Source organism: Lentzea sp., assembly GCF_035525475.1.
Classification (GTDB): domain Bacteria; phylum Actinomycetota; class Actinomycetes; order Mycobacteriales; family Pseudonocardiaceae; genus Lentzea.
This window is the reverse complement of record NZ_DATLEC010000082.1, coordinates 1-19,286: the sequence shown is the minus strand read 5'-3', so window position 1 is coordinate 19,286 and position 19,286 is coordinate 1. Positions and strand designations below refer to the sequence as shown.

The window sequence follows — 19,286 nt, the reverse complement described above, 5'->3', positions numbered from 1 at the left end:
GCGCCTGGGAGAGGAGGTGATGCGCAATGCTTCCCAACATTGGTGATGTTTTCTCGGGGAAGGTCGTCTCGACCGTTCCCTTCGGTTCGTTCGTCGAGCACCCCGCCGGTGCACACGGGCTCCTGCACGGCCGCCAGGCCGAGGTCGGTTCGTCGGTGCGGGTGAAGGTGCTCGCGGTGGACGCCGAACAGCAGCGGTTCAGCCTGGAGCTGGCGTGAGCTGAGGTCTCGGGCAGAGGCGCCCTGCCTGAGGCCTACGACTTGCGGTAGTCCGCGCATTCGCTGGTCAAGCGGTCGTGCAGGGTCTTGCGGTGCCCCTCTTCCAGGGGCGCCGGACCCAGCGCGTCCGCTGGGCTGGTGACGCGGTGCAGCAACCGGTACAACACCACATCCGTTGCCGTGTAAAGCCAGTCGTCCGCCCTGCCGGGTGGCGCGGCCGGTCCGAGGACGTTCTCGAACCACGCCGGGAACAGGAGATCCCTCGCCACCGCGTCCTCGACACGGGTGCGGATGGCGGCTCTCACCTCGGCGATGGCCGTGTTCCCCGCTGACTTGGCAGCGGTGTCCCTGGCATGCGTGTCGTCGTCCGGCAGGTCGGGGCGGACCTGCGTGGTGATGGCGTGCCACTGCTTGTAGTTCTTGCGCCACAACGCTTCCGCGTTCGGCGGGAGGTGCGTCAGTGCTTCCGCGGCCTCGATGGCCTCGAGCGCCTTCCTGTCGTACTCGGCGATGGCCTTGCGGGTGAGCTTGGCTTCCTGAGGGGTGGAGGTCCTGCGGGCGTACGCCTCCTGGCCGGCGGCGATCCTGGCGATCTGCTGGTCGGTGATCTCCGGCCAGCTGTCGAAGTCGGCCTTCTCGGTGTTGCCCGCCCGCACCTTGCGGTTGAGGGCCACCAGGAGGCGTTCCAGGCGGTGGACGCTCTCCGCCAGCTCGCTGACGCGGTCGTTGGTCTTGCTCAGCTTCCTGGAGGCGTCCCTCAGCTGGTTCGTGGTGCTCAGTTGTTGTTGCGCCGCTTCGGATTGCACGTCGTCCATGCGGGCGGTCACGGACTTGAAGTCCTTGTTGAGGCGGTCGAGCTTGTCTTCGAGGGCCTTGAGCGGGTCGATGTTCATCTGAGCGTCCTCCAGGCCCACCAGGCTATTCCTGTCGCGGTGAGCAAACTCGCCCAGCCGTGTGTTGCCGGAGTCAGGAGGGTGGCTGCCAGAGCCGCTGCTATCGCTGTCGTTCTTGCTCTTGGTTCCCAGGGTTTTCTGCCTGTGGGGTCTACCAGGACCGCTGCTGCCGTGGCCACTGCCAGGAGGAGGGAGAGGAGGGACCAGCCGTCGAACCAGCCCACCGCGACTATCAGCGCTGCTGTGGTTGTTGCTGCTGCTATCGCTCTGTTCGGGGCGGTCAGTCTGGCTGCTTCCACGTCTCTTCTGGCTTGTAGTACTGCTTCTACTTCTTTGTCGGTGGTTGACAGGAGGTCTGGGAAGTCCGGGCTGCCTGGGCCTGCGGCTTGGAGGGCTCGTAGGGCTGTTCGCAGAGATTGCTGGCGGTCGGCCAGGCGTGCGAACGGATCGGCTGCCATGTCCGGAAATCGTGATCAACGAGGGTGTGGGGGGCTAGACCGGTGGGCCGAGTTGGTCCGGTTGCCGACGAACTTCCCTCGCTCGGAGTAGTGGGCTTGGGTTCACTGCTGCTGTGGCTCCGCCCCAGACCCCGCCCACTGATCAAGGACCGGCCGGCGCCTTGGTGGGTTGATGGCACGCCTGTTTGTGTCGGGCGGCTTGCTGATGGGTTGTTCGGGCGCGTTCGGTGTGGGGTGGTCCCGTCACGGGCACAACGCATCGGCACTGCTCGTGACGGGACCACCCACCAGGCGGCTTTGCGAAGAGCTGGCTCGCCTTCGGCTTTGCTGTTATGACTTCCGTCTTGCCTCTGGAGGCCAGACGACTTCGATCGGTACGCCGCTTGCCCTTGCCTGCTCCACCACGTCCGCCGTGCCGCCCCTGCCTTGTGCCGGGACGCCGTCCCACACCGCGACCAGCAGTTCTACCGAGGCGAGCATGCGTTCGTTCGCTGCCACGTAGGCCAGGCGGCCGCTCGACATGTGCGGGAGGACGCTGACCACTGTTGCTGCTGCTCGTAATTCGTCGTACTCGGCGAGTTGGTGTGGCTTCAGGCGTTCTCGGTAATCCAGGGCCGGGAGGACCACCTCCACCTCGCCGCCCAGGGCCAGTACTGCTCTGGCGAAGACCTGGTCTGCGCCTGGGGCCAGGCATGTGACGCCCACCAGTGGGCGGCCCAGTTGGTCCAGGACCTCCGTCAGGGCTGCTCGGACTGCCGGGATGCAGTCGGGGACCAGGTTGCTGTGTCCGGTGACGCCCACTCGCATCAGGCGGTCCGGATCGCTCTGATCGCGTCGCGGGTGTCCTGCACGGCGGGGATGTGGCGGTGCCGTGCCGCTTCCTTGGCGAAGTCCTCCAGTTTGCGCAGGACTCGGCCCGAGGAGAGTTTCGCCGCTGTCGGCAGGACCTCGTTGATCAAGCCGCACGCCGCCTCCGGGTCTCCCGCCACCATCTTGGTGCGCGCCAGTCCGATCACGTCGAAGGCGCGGTTGCGCAGTTTCGACGGGTCTCGCAGTTGCAGTGCTCGCCGGATGTGTTGTTCGGCGTACACGGCTTGGGCCGGGTCGTGCATGGCCAGGTCCCGGCAGCGGGCGCCTATCACGCCCTCCAGCTCCGCCTCGTCGAAGTTGTGCAGGTAGCGGGGTTCGTTGTCGGCCTTGCGCTGGGCGAAGCTGTCCTGGGCCATGCCCACCGCCTGGTGGAACTCCCTGGTCTTGCCCATGTGGGCGTAGGCCCAGGCTTCCCTGGTCAGCAGGAGGGCCTTCAACGTTGGCGTGCCGGTTCTGCGGGTGCCGTACTGGCCCAGCTGGACCAGTTCCAGGCCGTCCTCCGGGCGGCCCAGGTCGAACATCTGTCTCGCCATCGCGGCCAGGCAGAGGGCCGCGAAGCCGTCGTTGTGGCCGGCCTTGGCCATTCGGATGGCCAGCACGTAGTAGCGCTGGGCCGCGTTGTGCAGGCCCGCGTCGAACGACATGCTCGCCGCGACCTTGGACAGTTCGGCGCCTATGAAGAACGCGCGTTCCGTCGTCGGGCCCGCCGGGGCGCGTTGGAGGCGCTCAGCCAGCTCGTCCAGCTGGCCCAGCACCGCCTTGCGCGCCAGTCCGTATCCGCCCCGGCCGCCCCAGCCCCGCAGGCCGTCGGCCACGTGTTGCAGTGCCTCGAGCTCCTCTGCGCTGATCGCCGAGTGCGACGACCACTTCGACAGGTTCTGCAGGGGGTGTAACCACCGCTGCAGCGGCTCGACCAGTGCGGATCCCACCGTCACCGCGGCGGCTCCTGTGAGCGCCGCTCGTCTGCTGATCGCCAAGTCGCTCCTCGCCGTCTCCTCGACCGAACGGGCAATGCTCGTCGCCTCCCAGGGGGCGGCGAGCACGTCTGGCGGGCCCGTTTCCTGGGCACCCACCTGAGCTGGGATGACGACTCGGTCGAACCACAGTCGTTCGCCCGGCACGCCTAGCACTTGCGAGAAGTGGCGCAGCCGGTCGAGCCGGTCGATCTGGTTCTCGCCCGACTCGTAACGCGAGAGCTGCGCCTGGCTGATGCCGAGCCACGCCGCCATGCGGTCTTGGGTGACTCGGCTCAGGTGCTGGGGGTGGTGCCGGTACGCGGAGATCAGGGCACCCATGTCGCGGTCTGTGCACGCGGCCACGATCGCGGGGTGGTCCCAGAAGTCGTTCGGGACCTCAGGAGGGCCGTGCACGCCGGAACGAGCGTTGCGGCGGCAACGGTGACAGAGCCGATCGGTGTTGTCGGCGGCGATGAACGCCCCACACGGGCAAGCGCGTCTGGATTTGGGTCTCGCGGTATCCATCGGCCTCGCCCCCGTCACTGAGCGTTCTCCCAGTGTACGGAGCCGTGATCGTCAGTCCATCCATCTCATGCATAAGGCGTAATGAATTCGCGTGTCGCAGTGCCTGGTCCCCCGTGCGGTGGATGAGCTTCATGCGTCCGCTGCATGAGACCCATGCAACCGCCGAGTGGTGTTGGCGTGATCTGCGACGCACCCTGCACATCGTCAGGGGCGGGACGACCCCCGTGGCCTGACCAGTGCCTGACCCACCAACGGGGAGGACCACCGCCGATGAGCCTCACGACCGCGGAGACCGGCACGGGCAGTGCCGGTCTCCCACAGAACAGGGGACACGAACGGGTGATCGGGGAGGCCGTCGCGGGCTACCGGTTGCTCGGCTGGCAGGTCTCTGTGACCGAGCAGGGAGTGTTCCTGCCGCTCGGCCCCGCCACCACCGCGCTGGCCATGCCGGCGCGGATCGGGTCGCGCGTCCTGGCCGACCTCAAGTCGCGCATGCTCGCCGGGCCCGTCACCGTGATCCCCGGCCCCCGCGAACACTGGATCTTCCTGGCCGAGCTGGTGGCGTTGCTGCCGACGCACCTCAAGGCGCCACCGGAGGTCCAGTTCGTGCGCTCGCCCCACCGGATCGCCCTTCCGCCGACGATGACCAGGTACGGCTCGTTGCGGTGGGCGAACCCGCCGTCGCACTCGCGGCACTGGTTCCCGCCGTTCACCGCCGTGCTCGCGCTGGCCCGGACGGCGGCAGCGGAGGACCAGCGCCGATAATCGGTGCTCGTGGATCGTCGTTCAGTGTTGTTGTGCGGGCTCGTCGCTGCTGCTGTGAGCGCCTGTGGCGAGCCTGCGCCCCGCAAGACGGGCGGGGTCGGGGCCGCTCGTCCGGGAGACCGCGTGACCCCGGCGTCCTCGGTGCCGGTCGGCAGCGGTGTGCTGGTGGACATGCCCGGCAACGCCCAGCTGCTGGTCGTTCAGCCTCGATCAGGTGAATTCCGCGCCTTCAACCCTTCGTGCCCGCACGTGGGCTCGTTCGTGAACCCGCCGGCCGGTGGGGTGATCACCTGCCCGTTGCACGGCAGCACTTTCGACCCCTCGACGGGCGCAGTCCGCAAAGGACCTGCGACTTCCGGGCTGAGCGAGGTCGCCATCTCCCTTTCGGGTGACGATCTGGTCCTCGCCTGACAGCTGTGCGTTTGCTGTGCATCGCGTGCCCGGCTGAACTTTCGCCGTCCTCATCGCGTAATGCTGTGGTGTGACCCCGAACACCCACCACCACGGAGGAACGGTCGTGAACACCGAAAGCCCGGTCGGCAGGCGGACGGCGCTGTGCGGAATCGTGGTCGCCCTCGCGGTGCCCAGCGGACTCGTGACGGCGTGCAGCTCCGGCTCGGCGGGCACTGGCTCCACCCCTCCCGCCCAGGGCGGCTCCACGCCGACGTCCGGGTCCTCCGGCTCCACCGGCACCGCGCTCGTCGCGCTGGCGGACGTGCCAGAGGGCGGCGGCGCCGTCGTCGACGGGCCCGGCGGCAAGAAGATCGTCGTGGCGCGCGTGTCCGCCACCGAGGTGAAGGCCTTCGACGCGACGTGCCCCCACCAGGGCTCGATCGTCGCGGAACCCTCCGGCGGCACCATCACCTGCCCCTCGCACGGGAGCCAGTTCTCGCCGGCGGACGGGTCGGTGAAGAAGGGCCCCGCGACGTCCGGCCTGCGTGCCGTCGCGGTCAAGGTCGACGGCGACCAGGTGGTCCTGACCTGACCCTTTCCGCTTTTGTCAGACCCCGTCGATAGTCTTGGCGGCGTGGCAGATCCCTCGACGTACCGCCCCGCGGCGGGCTCGATCCCCGAAGCTCCCGGCGTCTACAAGTTCCGCGACGCCGGTGGCCGGGTCGTGTACGTCGGCAAGGCGAAGAACCTGCGCAGCAGGCTGAACTCCTACTTCGCGGACCTGGCCGGTCTGCACCCGCGCACTCGCCAGATGGTGACGACGGCGGCCTCCGTCGAGTGGACCGTCGTCACCACCGAGGTCGAGGCGCTGCAGCTCGAGTACAACTGGATCAAGGAGTTCGACCCGCGCTTCAACGTCCGGTACCGCGACGACAAGTCGTACCCGGTGCTGGCCGTGACGCTGCACGAGGAGTACCCGCGGCTGCACGTGTACCGCGGCCCGCGCAAGAAGGGCGTGCGGTACTTCGGCCCGTTCGCGCACGCGTGGGCGATCCGCGAGACGCTGGACCTGCTGCTGCGGGTGTTCCCGTCGCGCACGTGCTCGGCGGGCGTTTTCAAGCGCCACAACCAGATCGGGCGCCCGTGCCTGCTCGGCTACATCGACAAGTGCTCGGCGCCGTGCGTCGGCAAGGTCTCCGCCGACGAGCACCGCGACATCGTGCTCGACTTCTGCGACTTCCTGGCGGGCAAGACGGACCACATGATCCGCCGTCTCGAACGCGAGATGAACGCCGCCGCCGAGGAGCTGGAGTTCGAACGGGCGGCGCGCCTGCGCGACGACCTGGGCGCGTTGCGGCGCGCGATGGAGAAGCAGGCCGTGGTGCTCGGCGACGGCACGGACGCGGACGTGATGGCGTTCGCGCAGGACGAGCTGGAGGTCTCGGTCCAGGTCTTCCACGTGCGCGGCGGCCGGGTGCGCGGCCAGCGAGGCTGGGTGCTGGACAAGGTGGAGGCCGTCGACGACGCGGGTCTCGTCGACCAGTTCATCATGCAGTTCTACGGCGACGAGACCGAGAGCACCCCGCGCGAGGTGCTGGTCCCAGTCCTCCCGGACGACGCCTCCGCGCTGGAGGACCTGCTGTCCGAACAGCGAGGCTCCCGCGTCGCCCTGCGCGTCCCCCAGCGAGGCGACAAGCGCGCCCTGATGGAAACCGTGGCGCGCAACGCCTCCGAGGCCTTCGCCCAGCACAAGCTGCGCCGCGCGGGCGACCTGACCGCCCGCTCCGCCGCGCTCGGCGAGCTGCAGGAGGCGCTGGCGCTGGACACCGCGCCGTTGCGCATCGAGTGCATCGACATCAGCCACGTCCAGGGCACCGACGTGGTGGCGTCGCTGGTGGTCTTCGAGGACGGTCTGGCCCGCAAGTCCGAGTACCGCCGCTTCGCCATCCGCGAAGCCGCCACGGAAGGCGACGTGGCGTCCATCGCCGAGGTGGTCCGCCGCCGCTTCCAGGCGATGCTGCGCGAGACGGCCTCCGGCGGCCCCAACCCGGGCATCGACCCGGACACCGGCAAACCCCGCAAGTTCGCCTACCCGCCCAACCTCCTGGTGGTCGACGGCGCCGGTCCCCAGGCGGCCGCGGCGGCGGACGTCCTGGCGGAGCTGGGCATCACCGACGTGGCGGTGGTGGGCCTGGCCAAGCGCCTGGAGGAGGTCTGGGTCCCCGGCGAGCCCGACCCGGTGATCCTGCCCCGCACCAGCGACGCGCTGTACCTGCTGCAACGGGTCCGCGACGAGGCCCACCGCTTCGCCATCGCCTACCACCGCCAGAAGCGCTCGAAGCGCATGATCGCCTCCGAGCTGGACGGCGTCCCCGGCCTCGGCGAGACCCGCAAAGCCGCCCTGCTCAAGCACTTCGGCTCGGTCCGCAAGCTGCGCCAGGCCACAGTGGACGAGATCAGCGGCGTCCCCGGCGTGGGCCGCCGCACGGCCGAGGCGGTGGTGGCCAGCCTGGCGTCGGCGGCTTCGGCGGCGCCGGCAGCGCCGTCGTCGGATGTCAAGCAGTGACGTGCGGTGCCGGGAGGCTGGCGTTGGTCGCCGAGTGGGTGGACCGGTCGGGTCGCCTGGGCGCGGTGTGAGCGTGGTGCGGTGCCGGAAGGGCGGCGCGAGTGGGCGGGCTGAGCCGTCCGGCCGTGGTGTGAGCGTGGTGCGGTGGTGGCGTGTGGGTCGTCCGGACGTGGCGGAAGCGCGATGCCGCGCTTGATGCGTGCCGGTGGTCACGTGACGGGCCGCGGTGGCGGCGGCCGCGCGGGTTGGGGCCCGGTTCGGGCTCGGCTGCCGCGTGCGGTCGCGGACTACCGTCCGCCTACCTGCGCTGGTCACCCCCGGCAGCCGGCGCGCACCTCAGCTCCCACAGCCGCGGTTCAGCCACCCCGGCCGCGCCTCGCGCCGCGTGGTCCGGCCACCTCAGCCGCCCCACCCGTCCTCCCCGCCCCGCAGACCCCACGCGCCGCACCCGCCACTCAGCCCCCACCTGCCGTGCGATCGGCCCCGGAACGGGGCGAGGATCGTGATCGCGGCCACGGCACGGCTGCTCCAAGTGCCGAACCTGCCGCGCGGGAGGGCCGTTCCGGTGGAGACTCACACCGCGGCGCGCCCGATGCGCCCGGAACACCGAAGCTGGCCACACGAGAGCGTCGTTGCGCTCATGAACAGGTAACGGAGTCGTAGTTGTGAACGCGGAGAAGTCCGGCATCGAAGTCGCCGTGGTGACCGGGCTGTCCGGTGCGGGCCGCAGCACCGCGGCCAAGTGCCTGGAGGACCTCGGCTGGTTCGTCGTCGACAACCTGCCCCCGGAACTCATCGCCACCATGGTCGAGCTCGGCGCGCAGGCGCGCGGGGCCATCACCAGGGTCGCTGTCGTCATGGACGTGCGGAGCCGCGCGTTCACGGAGGACCTGTCCGCCATCATCAAGGACCTCGACGCCCGCGGGTACAAGCCGCGCGTGCTCTTCCTCGAGGCCACCGACGCCGTGCTGATCCGCCGGTTCGAGGCGGTGCGGCGCGGTCACCCCATGCAGGGGGACGGGCGGCTGCAGGACGGCATCGAGGCCGAGCGGATCCTGCTCACGCCGTTGAAGCAGGAGGCGGACCTGGTGCTCGACACCAGCGCCCTCAGCGTGCACCAGCTGCGGGCCAAGATCGAGGACACCTTCGGCACCGAGGCCGCGTCCAGGACGCGGGTCACCGTGCTGAGCTTCGGGTACAAGTACGGGCTGCCGATGGACGCCGACCTCGTCATGGACGTGCGGTTCCTGCCGAACCCGTTCTGGATCCCCGAACTGCGCGAGCAGACCGGTCTCGATGGTGAGGTGCGCAACTACGTGCTGTCCCAGGAGGGCGCTGACGAGTTCCTTGACCGGTACCACGAGCTGCTGCGGTTGATCGGCGCCGGGTACCGGCGTGAGGGCAAGCGCTACCTGACGCTCGCGATCGGCTGCACGGGTGGCAAGCACCGCAGTGTGGCCCTGAGCGAAGAGCTGGCCACGAGGCTGGCGAGCGAGGACGGCATGGCCGTCAAGGTCGTGCACAGGGATCTGGGACGCGAGTGACGAAGTTGAAAGCTGTTGCTTTGGGCGGTGGGCACGGGCTGCACGCGACGCTGAGCGCGCTGAAGCGGGTCACCGACGACGTGACGGCCGTGGTGACCGTCGCGGACGACGGGGGCTCGTCGGGGCGCTTGCGGCGTGAGCTGTCACACCTGCTGCCGCCGGGCGACCTGCGCAAGGCGATGGCGGCGCTGGCGGGGGAGGACGAGTCGAGCAGGCTCTGGACGTCCCTGTTCAAGCACCGCTTCGGCGGCACGGGCGCCCTCGCCGGCCACGCGGTCGGGAACCTGGTGATCGCCGGGCTGCTCGAGCAGCTCGGCGACCCGGTCGCGGTGCTCGACCTCACGAGCAGGCTCCTCGGCGTCACGGGCAGGGTGCTGCCCATGTCGAACGAGCCGCTCGACATCGAGGCCGACGTCATGGGGCTCGACGAGGACGTGCGGGACGTGCGGCGCATCCGCGGCCAGGTCGCCATCGCGACCACGCCGGGGCTCGTGCAGCGCATCCGCCTGACCGCCCCGAACGGGCGACCTGTGGGCTGTCCGGAAGCGGTACAGGCTGTACTTGACGCCGATCTTGTGTTACTCGGCCCCGGATCGTGGTTCACCAGCGTCTTGCCACATCTGCTGGTGCCCGAACTGCACGACGCGCTGGTGCGCACGCGTGCCAAGAAGGCCCTTGTGCTCAATCTTGTCCCCCAACCGGGGGAAACCGCCGGTTTCTCTCCGGAGCGCCATTTGGACGTAGTCTGCGAACACGCACCCGAGCTGAAGGTGGACGCGGTGATCGCGGACGTCGACTCGGTCCCCACCCCGGACCGGCTGACGCGCGCCGCCTCGGCACTGGGCGCGCGGACGCATCTGGCGAAGATCGCCGCACCGGACGCCGCGGAACGGCATGATCCGGAGGCGCTTGCCGGTTGCCTGAGGCAGGTGGTCGAGGAGACCGGAGTGGGAGGGACAGGCCCGTGGCGATGACGTCGGCGGTCAAGGACGAGCTGAGCAGGCTCGCGGTATCCAAGACCTGTTGCCGCCGCGCGGAGGTGTCCTCCCTGCTCAGGTTCGCCGGCGGACTGCACATCGTGTCGGGCAGGGTCGTCGTCGAGGCCGAGCTCGACCTCGGTTCCGCGGCCCGCAGGCTCCTCAAGGAGATCCAGGCCCTCTACGGCCACCACGCCGAGGTGTTCACGATCCAGTCCAACGGCCTGCGCAAGGGCACCCGGTACGTCGTCCGCGTGGTCAAGGACGGCGAGGGTCTCGCCCGGCAGACCGGTCTGCTGGACCCGCGCGGCCGTCCGGTCCGCGGTCTGCCCGCCCCGGTCGTGTCCGGTGGCGTGTGCGACGCCGAGGCGGCGTGGCGCGGGGCCTTCCTCGCGCACGGCTCGCTCACCGAACCGGGCCGCAGCTCGTCGCTGGAGATCACCTGTCCTGGCCCGGAGGCCGCGCTGGCACTGGTCGGCGCCGCCCGTCGCATGGGCATCGCCTCCAAGTCGCGCGAGGTCCGCGGTGCCGAGCGCGTGGTGATAAGGGACGGCGACGCGATCGGCGCCATGCTGACCAAGCTCGGCGCGCACGACAGCGTGATGGCGTGGGAAGAGCGGCGGATGCGGCGCGAGGTCCGCGCCACCGCGAACCGGCTCGCCAACTTCGACGACGCGAACCTGCGCCGGTCCGCGCGGGCCGCGGTCGCCGCGGCGGCACGGGTCGCGCGGGCGCTGGAGATCCTCGGTCCCGAGGCGCCGGACCACCTCGCCGCGGCGGGCCAGCTCAGGCTGGCGCACCGGCAGGCGTCGCTGGAGGAGCTCGGGCAGCTGTCGGACCCGCAGATGACGAAGGACGCGGTGGCGGGCCGCATAAGGCGTCTGCTGGCCATGGCGGACAAGCGGGCCAAGGACCTGGGCCTGCCGGACACCGAGTCCGCGGTCACGGCGGACATGCTCGAAGCCGAGGTCTGAGCACCCCGTACGACACAGGTCGGCCCCTCACCCGGGAGCACGGGGTGAGGGGCCGACGTGTCTACGACTAGATCATCCCCAGCTCGGTGAGCAACGGGGTCGCGAGCGTCCGCGAGTACGTGTTCGTCACGTGGTTGTTCCGGTACACGACGACGTTGCCGACCACCGCGGGACAGACGTCCGCCTTGCAGTACCACGGCGTCAGGTCGACGACCTTGACGCCGGAGACGCCCTCCGACGCCGCCACGAGCGGGTCGCCCTCGCCCTGGAACGCCTCGGCGCGCGGGGTGCCGCAGGCCTCCGGGTCACCGGAGTTGCGCTCCAGGCAGCGCGGCACCTGGCTGTTCGGCCGCGGCAGGTCCTTGACCACCGCGACCGGGATGCCGGCGTCGGAGAACGCCTTCAGCATCTCCCGGTAGCCGCGCACCATCTCGTCGCGCGAGTTCCACGTCCACTTGAGGTCGCTGACGTAGGACTCGCGGCTCATGCCGGACAGCACCACGAGGTCCGGCTTGCTCGCCTTCACCCGGTCGAGCACGGCGCGGTTCTGGTCGGAGCAGAAGGTGATCGGCGTCCCGGCCTCCGACGGCGGCACCGCGTTGAACGGGCAGCCGTTGCGGGTCATGGCCTTCACCTTCCACCGGCCCCTGCCCTCGCCCTTGGCGAAGTCGATCAGCGGGGTGCTGTACTGCGCCGCGTGCGAGTCGCCGAGCAGCACGACGGTCTTGGGCGCGGTCTGGTCGCCCCACGAACAGGCGGTCGACGCGTAGTCGAGCCCGTAGATGTTGCAGTCGGCGCCGTCCGCGCTGCTGTACGGGCCGTCCTCGTTCGCCACGGCCGGGTCCGGCAGCAGCGGCACGCCGGTGGGCGCCGTGCGCGGTGAGCGCGGGTCGAGCGCCATCGCGCCGGGGTGGTCGGCGTCGAGCGCCGTGCGGGACGCGAGCTCGGTCAGGTGCTTCTCGGCGGTGTACCAGGGGATCGAGGCGGCGACCACGGACACGACCACGAGGACCGCGCCGAACAGGTAGGTGCCGCGCTTGCGGCCGAACCTGTTGCGGCGGAACGGGTCCTCGACGAAGTGCTTGGACAGCGAGGCCAGCACGAGGCTGATGACCAGGGCCACCAGCATCTCCTTCTTCGAGAGCCGGTCGCGTCCGCTGAGCTCGAGGATCACCACGATGACGGGCCAGTGCCACAGGTAGAGGCTGTAGGAGATGTCACCGACGTAGCGGACGGGACGGATGCTCAGCAGCCGCGCCAGCACCGTGCCCGCGCAGGCCAGCATCGCCGCGGTGCCGAGCACCGGCAGGGCCGCGACCCAGCCGGGGAACTCCATGTCCGTCGTGTAGAGGACGCAGGAGGCCAGCACGGCCGCGAAACCCAGCCAGCCGAGGACCTCGCGCACCGCGCGGGTCAGCGTCACGCGGTGCAGCACCATCGCGGTGAGGCCGCCGATGCCGAGCTCCCACATGCGGGTCGGCGTCACGAAGTAGGCGGCGCCGTGGTCGACGGGGGTGTAGTAGACGGAGAACGCGAACGACGCGACCGTCACCAACGCGACGGCGCCGACGGCGTAGGGGACCGTGCGGCCGTTGAGCTTGCCGGCCAGGGCGGCGCTGCCGATCAGCAGCAGCGGGATCACCAGGTAGAACTGCTCCTCGACGGCCAGCGACCAGTAGTGCTGGACCGGGGAGGCGCCGGCGGTGGCGTGCCCGTAGTCGTTGGACAGCACCGCGAGCAGCCAGTTCTGCGCGTTCAACGCCGAGCCGACGACCTCGCGCATGAAGCCCGGCCACCGCGACTCCGGCAGCAGCAGGACGACGGCGGCCACGACGGCGAGCAACGTGGCGGTGGCGGCGGGGAGGAGGCGGCGGATGCGCCGCGCGTAGAAGTCGCGCAGGCTCACCGTGCCGCTGCGGCGCAGCTCGTTGGTCAGCGTGCCGATGATCAGGAAACCCGAGATGACGAAGAAGACGTCGACGCCGACGAAGCCACCGGGCAGCCACGACGGCCGCAGGTGGTAGAGCAGGACCACGCCGACGGCGAGTGCCCGCAGGCCCTGGATGTCCCCGCGCAGAGCGTGCTGGGGGCGAGGGGCTTCGAGCACCCCGGCGGGACGCTCGGCGGAGGTGACCGCCACAGGTGACTCCCTAGCTGCGTGGTTCCGCGGAAGACGTCCGCGTCAAAGCGGTGAGGATAACCCGATCGGGACACCCTGCCGTGTCTGGGTCACGGCGTGTGGCGGCCCGCCCAGACCGCCAGCTGGGCCCGCGACCGCAGTCCCAGCTTCGACCTGGCGTGCGTCACGTGCCGGGCGACGGTGTGGGGTGAGATCCCCAGCCGCTGCCCGATCTGGCGGTTGGTCAGGCCCTCGGCCACCAGTGTCGCGACGTGCCGCTCGCGCGCCGAGATCAGGCCGTCCTCGTCGCCCGCGTCGGGCTGGGCCGTCAGGGCGTAGGACACGGCCTGGGCCAGCGACATCCGCTCGCCCGTCGACTCCGCGGCACGCAGCCGGCCCGCCGCGATGCGATCGCGGCACACGGCACGGGCCTCGTCGAGCAGCGCCTGCCAGTAGGGCTCCGCGCGGAAGCCGAAGCGGGCCCTGACCACCGAGGCGGCGGTGAGCAGCGACAACGCGCGTTCGTCGTCGGAACCCACGCCGACGAGGCCCAGTGCCAGGCCCTCCAGGTCGTAGAACTGGTCCGCGGGGTGCTCGGAGCCCACCTCCAGGCTCTCCCGGAACAGGGCCACGGCTTCCGCGTGGTCCTTGCGGGCCAACGCGATCGCGCCGGACGTGTGCAGCGTCGAGTTGAGCATGTGGGGCAGTCCGGCCAGGCGCATCAGGGTGAGCGACTCGCGGACCAGCGGCGCGGCCAGGTCGGGTTCGCCGTGCTGCAGCAGCGTCCAGCCGTAGGAGTTGAGCAGGACGCCGCGTGCCAGCTTGTCGTCGGCGTCGCGCATGAGTTCCACGGCCTCGTCGAAGAGCCGCCAGGCCTGCCCCGGGTCGCCGGTGTGCGCCTCGGCGGAGGCGAGGACCTCCAGCGCGCGGGCCAGCGTGCCCGGGCGGCCGGCGTCGGCCCGTTCGATGGACAACGACTCCTGCGCGAACCGGCGGGTCATCTCCCAGCCGCCGCGGATGCGGTGGTGCATCGCCGCCAGTGCGGTCAGGACGCTGCGGTAGGACGCGGGCACGGGCCGGGCCAGGGCGCTGTGCAGCAGTTCGGTGGGAGCGCCGCGAGGGCCGCGCGGAGTGGACGTGTACGCCGTGGCGACGATGGCGAGCGCGTGACGGGGCCAGTCGCCCGTCTCCGCGGTGCGGGACACGGCCAGTTCGATCAGGCCGACGTTGCGTTCCAGACGCAGCACCACCGGTGGCGACGGGAAGAAGCGGGAGATCTCCGGCTCCACGACCGAACACACCCACTCGACCACACGGTCGGCCACGAGAGAGACGTCGCCGCTTTCGACAGCACGTTCGTGGCAGTAAAGACGCACCGATTCGAGCTGGCGGAACGAGACGTGGCCACCGGCCCGGTCGGCCACCAGCAGCGACTTCTGCTCGAGGCCGGCCAGCAGCTCCAGGGCGTCGTCCAGGCCGCACACCGCGCTCGCGACGCCCAGGTCGAACGGCACGCCCAGCACGGCGAGGCGGCGGCAGGCGGCCTGCTCCGCGGGCGAGAGCAGGTCGTAGCTCCAGCCGATCGCGGCGCGCAGCGTGCGGTGGCGGTCGTCGGCGGCGCGGGGGCCCCCGGTCAGCAACGCCAGCCGGTCACCCAGCCGGGCGAGGATGTCTGCGGGGGAGAGGACGGTGATGCGGCGCGCGGCCAGCTCGATGGCCAACGGCATGCCGTCGAGCGAACGGCACACCGCGACGATGTCCGCGACGTTCGAGGAGTCGACCTCGAACGTGCGGTCCACCGCCACGGCGCGATCGCGGAACAGCACCACCGCGTCGTGCCGCAGGGCCTCGGTGACGTCGGCGTCCACCGGTGGCAGGTCCAGCTCACCGACCGCGAAAACCTGTTCCCCGGCGAGGCGGAGGTGCTCGCGCGACGTCACCAGGACGCGCAGCTGCGGGCAGCAGGCCAGCAGCTCCGACACCACGTCGGCGACGTCGGCCAGCACGTGCTCGCAGTTGTCGAGCACGAGCAACGGGCGCCGGTGCCGCTCGATCTCGGCGATCACCGCGTCGCGCACCGAGCGGTTCGGCAACGGGCGCGCGCCGACCGCGTGGTAGATCGCCTGGACGGCGTCGGACACGGGCGCCAGCGCCGTCCACCACACCTGGTCGGCGCGCCTGCCGACGTGCTGCACGGCCAGCCTGGTCTTGCCGGCTCCCGCGGGGCCGACCAGCGAGACGAGGCGGTCCGTTCCGTGCCGCGCCAGGGACGCGAGCTCCTCGCGGCGGCCGACGAAGGTGTCGAGCGGCCTCGGCAACGCCGTGTCGTGCGGCGAGCCGTCGCGCGTCGAGGTGCGCTCGCGGTAGGCGCGCTGGCGGCACGCGTTGGAGCAGTAACGCCGGCCCGTGACGGCTTCGGTGAGCGGGTTCCCACATGTCGCGCAGGCGGCTATGGCCGTCATGGAGTGTGACCGTACCGCTGTGTAACGACCCGTAACACCCGCTGTTTCGGACTATTGAACGGTCCTCCCGGGCGTGGGGACGATTCCGCCATGACGGGGCAGACAGACCAGGGGAACGGTTCGCCGCTCGTGCCGCCGGGGGACCGCCAGGTGGTGGACGAGTGGCTCGCGCGCATCACATCCGTCGTCGGCAGAGGCGCGACCGAGGACAGCCCGGAGGCGTACCGCAGTGCGGCGGAGGCCGCGGAGGAGCTGAGCGCGTACCTCTGGATGCTCCGCGCCCCGCGCCGCCGAACGGCCTAATCAGGGGCCGTTTCTCTGGCTCGATCAAGAGATACTCACTATCCCTGTGACCAGCGACGCAGTTCTCCGGATAGGGTGGGCTCGTTCCTGCCAAGCTGAACGCAAGGAGTCAGTCGTGACGGTTCGTGTAGGTGTCAACGGTTTCGGTCGCATCGGGCGCAACTTCTTCCGCGCCGTGAGGGCCGGCGGCCACGACATCGAGATCGTCGCGTTCAACGACCTCGGTGACGTCGCCACGATGGCCCACCTGCTGAAGTACGACAGCATCCTCGGTCGTCTGGACGCCGACGTGCAGGTCACCGACGAGGGCATCTCCGTTGACGGCAAGGTCATCAAGGCCCTCGCCGAGCGCGACCCCGGCGCCCTGCCGTGGAAGGACCTCGGCGTCGACGTCGTCGTCGAGTCCACCGGCTTCTTCACCGACGCCTCGACCGCGCGCAAGCACGTCGACGAGGGCGGCGCCAAGAAGGTCATCATCTCCGCGCCGGCCAAGGGCGAGGACCTGACGGTCGTCCTGGGCGCGAACGAGGAGAAGTACGACGGTTCGCAGACGGTCATCTCGAACGCGTCCTGCACCACGAACTGCCTCGCGCCGCTGGCCAAGGTGCTGCACGACAGCTTCGGCATCGAGCAGGGCCTCATGACCACGATCCACGCGTACACGCAGGACCAGAACCTCCAGGACGCGCCGCACAAGGACCTGCGCCGCGCCCGCGCCGCCGCGCTGAACATCGTGCCGACCTCCACGGGCGCCGCGAAGGCCATCGGCCTCGTGCTGCCGGAGCTCAAGGGCAAGCTCGACGGCTACGCGCTGCGCGTGCCGATCCCCACGGGTTCGGCCACCGACCTGACCGTCACGCTCAAGCGCGAGGCCACCGTCGACGAGATCAACGCCGCGTACAAGGCCGCCGCCGAGGGCCCGCTGGCCGGCATCCTCAAGTACTCGACCGACCCGATCGTGTCCGCCGACATCGTCACCGACCCGCACTCGTGCATCTACGACGCGCCGCTGACCAAGGTGATCGGCAACCAGGTCAAGGTCGTCGGCTGGTACGACAACGAGTGGGGCTACTCCAACCGCCTCGCGGACCTGGTCAAGCTCGTCGCCTCCAAGATCTGAGCAGGGGCGGACAGTCAGTGAAGACTCTCAGCGACCTGCTCGCCGAGGGTGTCGCGGGTCGGCGCGTCCTGGTGCGCGCCGACCTGAACGTCCCCCTCGATGGCGACAAGATCACCGACGACGGCCGCGTGCGCGCGTCGGTGCCGACGATCAAGGCCCTCGCCGACGCGGGTGCCCGCGTGATCGTCACCGCTCACCTCGGCCGCCCCAAGGGCGAGCCGGACCCGAAGTTCTCCCTCGCGCCCGCCGCCGCTCGCCTCGGTGAGCTGCTCGGCGCCGAGGTCGCGCTCGCGAAGGACCTCGTCGGCCCGTCCGCCACGTCCGCGGTCGGCGCGCTGACCGACGGCGGCGTCGTGATGCTCGAGAACGTCCGCTTCGACGCCCGCGAGACCTCCAAGGTCGACGCGGAACGCGCCGAGCTGGCCGACGAGCTGGCCGCGTTCGCGGACGCGTTCGTGTCCGACGGCTTCGGCGTCGTGCACCGCAAGCAGGCCTCCGTCTACGACGTGGCGCAGAAGCTGCCCGCGTACGTCGGCGGTCTCGTCGAGACCGAGCTCGAGGTCCTCAAGAAGCTCACCGACGACCTGGAGCGCCCGTACGTCGTGGTGCTCGGCGGCGCGAAGGTGTCCGACAAGCTCGGCGTCATCGCGAACCTGCTCGGCAAGGTCGACAAGCTGCTCGTCGGCGGCGGCATGGCGTACACGTTCCTCAAGGCCCAGGGCCACGAGGTCGGCACGTCGCTGCTGCAGTCCGACCAGCTCGACCAGGTGCGCGGCTTCCTCGCGGAGGCCGAGAAGCGCGGCGTCGAGCTCGTGCTGCCGGTCGACGTGCTGGTCACGGCCGAGTTCGGCGACACCGAGCACGAGGTCGTCGCGACCTCCGCGATCCCCGCGGACAAGATGGGCCTCGACATCGGCCCCGAGAGCCGCGAGCTGTTCGCGTCGAAGCTGGCCGACGCCAAGACCGTGTTCTGGAACGGCCCGATGGGCGTCTTCGAGATCGAGACCTACGCCGGCGGCACCCGTGCCGTCGCGGAGGCCCTGGTCTCCTCCGACGCGTTCACCGTCGTCGGCGGCGGTGACTCGGCCGCCGCGGTGCGTGCGCTGGGGCTGCCCGAGGACGGCTTCTCGCACATCTCCACCGGTGGCGGCGCGTCGCTCGAGTTCCTGGAAGGCAAGGAACTCCCCGGCATCAGCGTGCTCGCCGAGAACGAGGGTGATCGCTGATGGCAGCCCGGCTCCCGCTCATCGCGGGCAACTGGAAGATGAACCTCAACCACCTCGAGGCGATCGGTCTCGTGCAGAAGATCGCCTTCTCCCTGCCGGAGAAGTACTTCGCCAAGGTCGAGGTGGCCGTTCTCCCGCCGTTCGTCGACATCCGCAGCATCCAGACGCTGGTCGACGGCGACAAGCTGCTGATCAAGTACGGCGCGCAGGACATCTCGCAGCACGACTCGGGCGCCTACACCGGTGAGGTGTCCGGCCCGATGCTGAAGAAGCTCTCCTGCCACTACGTGGTGGTCGGGCACTCCGAGCGCCGCGAGTACCACGGCGAGACGGACGCGATCGTCAACAAGAAGGTCAAGGCCGCGCTGAAGCACGAGGTCACCCCGATCTTCTGCTTCGGCGAGAAGCTCGACGTCCGCGAGGCGAAGGGCCACCTCGAGCTGGTGCGCCAGCAGCTGGAGGACGGCCTCAAGGGCTTCACCGCCGAGCAGGTCGCCAAGATCGTCTTCGCGTACGAGCCGGTCTGGGCCATCGGCACGGGCCGCACGGCGTCCTCCGCCGACGCGCAGGAGGTGTGCTCGCTGGTCCGCTCGTTCGTCGCGGAGAAGTACGGCGAGGAGACCGCGGCCGTCGTGCGCGTGCTCTACGGCGGTTCGGTGAAGTCCTCGAACATCGGCGAGCTGATCCAGCAGAAGGACATCGACGGCGCTCTCGTCGGCGGTGCGAGCCTCCAGGCGGACGAGTTCACCAAGTTGTGCGCTCTGGCTGCCGGCGGGCCTCTACCCTAAGTTGATCTGGATAAACGTCTAATCCCACTGGTTGCACACGTTCGGCAGTCGAACAGGTACTCTATGGCGTCGGCTGCCTGACAGCGAGGAAGAAATGATCCTGTTCCTGCAGATCCTGTTGATCGTCTC

17 protein-coding genes are annotated in these 19,286 nt (G+C 70.1%); 12 read left to right on the top strand and 5 right to left on the bottom strand.

Translation table 11 applies throughout. The annotated features are described in order from the left end of the window. Positions 1-26: 26 nt before the first annotated feature. Positions 27-218, top strand: a complete 192-nt coding sequence (locus VM306_RS14670) for a S1 RNA-binding domain-containing protein (protein WP_325515313.1) — start codon at positions 27-29, stop codon at positions 216-218. A gap of 35 nt (positions 219-253) precedes the next feature. Here the strand turns inward: VM306_RS14670 and VM306_RS14665 are convergent, their stop codons facing one another. From VM306_RS14665 to VM306_RS14655, 3 genes are all read right to left on the bottom strand, one after another. Continuing rightward, a complete protein-coding gene (locus VM306_RS14665) occupies positions 254-1,111 on the bottom strand; it encodes a hypothetical protein (RefSeq protein WP_325515311.1) in 858 nt (285 codons plus the stop codon). Positions 1,112-1,899: 788 nt separating this feature from the next. Next, positions 1,900-2,376 carry a hypothetical protein gene (locus VM306_RS14660; protein WP_325515309.1) on the bottom strand — a complete coding sequence of 159 codons (477 nt, stop codon included), beginning with the start codon at positions 2,374-2,376 and terminating at the stop codon, positions 1,900-1,902. Next, a complete protein-coding gene (locus VM306_RS14655; protein WP_325515307.1) occupies positions 2,376-3,809 on the bottom strand; it encodes a helix-turn-helix transcriptional regulator in 1,434 nt (477 codons plus the stop codon). Before VM306_RS14655 ends, VM306_RS14660 begins: the two co-directional genes overlap by 1 nt. 381 nt (positions 3,810-4,190) lie before the next feature. On the opposite strand from VM306_RS14655, the gene VM306_RS14650 reads away from it, so the two are divergent. From VM306_RS14650 to whiA, 7 genes are all read left to right on the top strand, one after another. Next, positions 4,191-4,685, top strand: coding sequence for a hypothetical protein (locus tag VM306_RS14650; RefSeq protein ID WP_325515305.1), 495 nt, complete (start codon positions 4,191-4,193; stop codon positions 4,683-4,685). A 123-nt stretch (positions 4,686-4,808) separates the two neighbouring features. Continuing rightward, positions 4,809-5,096, top strand: coding sequence for a Rieske (2Fe-2S) protein (locus VM306_RS14645; RefSeq protein WP_325515303.1), 288 nt, complete (start codon positions 4,809-4,811; stop codon positions 5,094-5,096). A 106-nt stretch (positions 5,097-5,202) separates the two neighbouring features. Beyond that, entirely contained in the window at positions 5,203-5,670 is a 468-nt protein-coding gene (locus VM306_RS14640; RefSeq protein ID WP_325515301.1) for a Rieske (2Fe-2S) protein, read from the top strand. Between the two features lie 42 nt (positions 5,671-5,712). Further along, a complete protein-coding gene (uvrC, locus tag VM306_RS14635) occupies positions 5,713-7,644 on the top strand; it encodes an excinuclease ABC subunit UvrC (protein WP_325515299.1) in 1,932 nt (643 codons plus the stop codon). Between the two features lie 686 nt (positions 7,645-8,330). Further along, a complete protein-coding gene (gene rapZ / locus VM306_RS14630; RefSeq protein ID WP_414672385.1) occupies positions 8,331-9,188 on the top strand; it encodes an RNase adapter RapZ in 858 nt (285 codons plus the stop codon). 5 nt (positions 9,189-9,193) lie between these two features. Beyond that, complete coding sequence (locus VM306_RS14625) at positions 9,194-10,162, top strand: uridine diphosphate-N-acetylglucosamine-binding protein YvcK (RefSeq protein ID WP_325515435.1); 969 nt, start codon at positions 9,194-9,196, stop codon at positions 10,160-10,162. Continuing rightward, positions 10,153-11,139, top strand: a complete 987-nt coding sequence (gene whiA, locus VM306_RS14620; RefSeq protein WP_325515295.1) for a DNA-binding protein WhiA — start codon at positions 10,153-10,155, stop codon at positions 11,137-11,139. Before VM306_RS14625 ends, whiA begins: the two co-directional genes overlap by 10 nt. Positions 11,140-11,206: 67 nt before the next feature. Here whiA and VM306_RS14615 read toward each other — a convergent pair whose 3' ends face one another. Both VM306_RS14615 and VM306_RS14610 read right to left on the bottom strand, forming a co-directional pair. Beyond that, on the bottom strand, positions 11,207-13,279 hold the full coding sequence (locus VM306_RS14615) for an acyltransferase family protein (RefSeq protein WP_325515293.1): 2,073 nt from the start codon (positions 13,277-13,279) through the stop codon (positions 11,207-11,209). Between the two features lie 89 nt (positions 13,280-13,368). Continuing rightward, positions 13,369-15,720, bottom strand: a complete 2,352-nt coding sequence (locus tag VM306_RS14610; protein WP_325515291.1) for an ATP-binding protein — start codon at positions 15,718-15,720, stop codon at positions 13,369-13,371. A 90-nt stretch (positions 15,721-15,810) separates the two neighbouring features. On the opposite strand from VM306_RS14610, the gene VM306_RS14605 reads away from it, so the two are divergent. The 4 genes from VM306_RS14605 (at position 15,811) to tpiA (ending at position 19,157) form a co-directional block, all read left to right on the top strand. Continuing rightward, entirely contained in the window at positions 15,811-16,023 is a 213-nt protein-coding gene (locus VM306_RS14605; RefSeq protein ID WP_325515289.1) for a hypothetical protein, read from the top strand. 115 nt (positions 16,024-16,138) lie between these two features. Beyond that, complete coding sequence (gene gap, locus VM306_RS14600; RefSeq protein ID WP_325515287.1) at positions 16,139-17,143, top strand: type I glyceraldehyde-3-phosphate dehydrogenase; 1,005 nt, start codon at positions 16,139-16,141, stop codon at positions 17,141-17,143. 17 nt (positions 17,144-17,160) lie between these two features. Continuing rightward, positions 17,161-18,369: a phosphoglycerate kinase gene (locus tag VM306_RS14595; RefSeq protein WP_325515285.1), complete on the top strand. Its 1,209-nt coding sequence runs from the start codon at positions 17,161-17,163 to the stop codon at positions 18,367-18,369. Then, a complete protein-coding gene (tpiA, locus tag VM306_RS14590; protein ID WP_325515282.1) occupies positions 18,369-19,157 on the top strand; it encodes a triose-phosphate isomerase in 789 nt (262 codons plus the stop codon). Before VM306_RS14595 ends, tpiA begins: the two co-directional genes overlap by 1 nt. Positions 19,158-19,286 lie beyond the last annotated feature (129 nt).

What these genes read in the sequence shown, in the direction of transcription:
- tpiA (WP_325515282.1), top strand. Translation starts at nt 18,369, where the DNA reads ATGGCAGCCCGGCTCCCGCTCATCGCGGGCAACTGGAAGATGAACCTC.
- VM306_RS14665 (WP_325515311.1), bottom strand. Translation starts at nt 1,111, where the DNA reads ATGAACATCGACCCGCTCAAGGCCCTCGAAGACAAGCTCGACCGCCTC.
- VM306_RS14660 (WP_325515309.1), bottom strand. Translation starts at nt 2,376, where the DNA reads ATGCGAGTGGGCGTCACCGGACACAGCAACCTGGTCCCCGACTGCATC.
- VM306_RS14670 (WP_325515313.1), top strand. Translation starts at nt 27, where the DNA reads ATGCTTCCCAACATTGGTGATGTTTTCTCGGGGAAGGTCGTCTCGACC.
- VM306_RS14605 (WP_325515289.1), top strand. Translation starts at nt 15,811, where the DNA reads ATGACGGGGCAGACAGACCAGGGGAACGGTTCGCCGCTCGTGCCGCCG.
- VM306_RS14610 (WP_325515291.1), bottom strand. Translation starts at nt 15,720, where the DNA reads ATGACGGCCATAGCCGCCTGCGCGACATGTGGGAACCCGCTCACCGAA.
- VM306_RS14650 (WP_325515305.1), top strand. Translation starts at nt 4,191, where the DNA reads ATGAGCCTCACGACCGCGGAGACCGGCACGGGCAGTGCCGGTCTCCCA.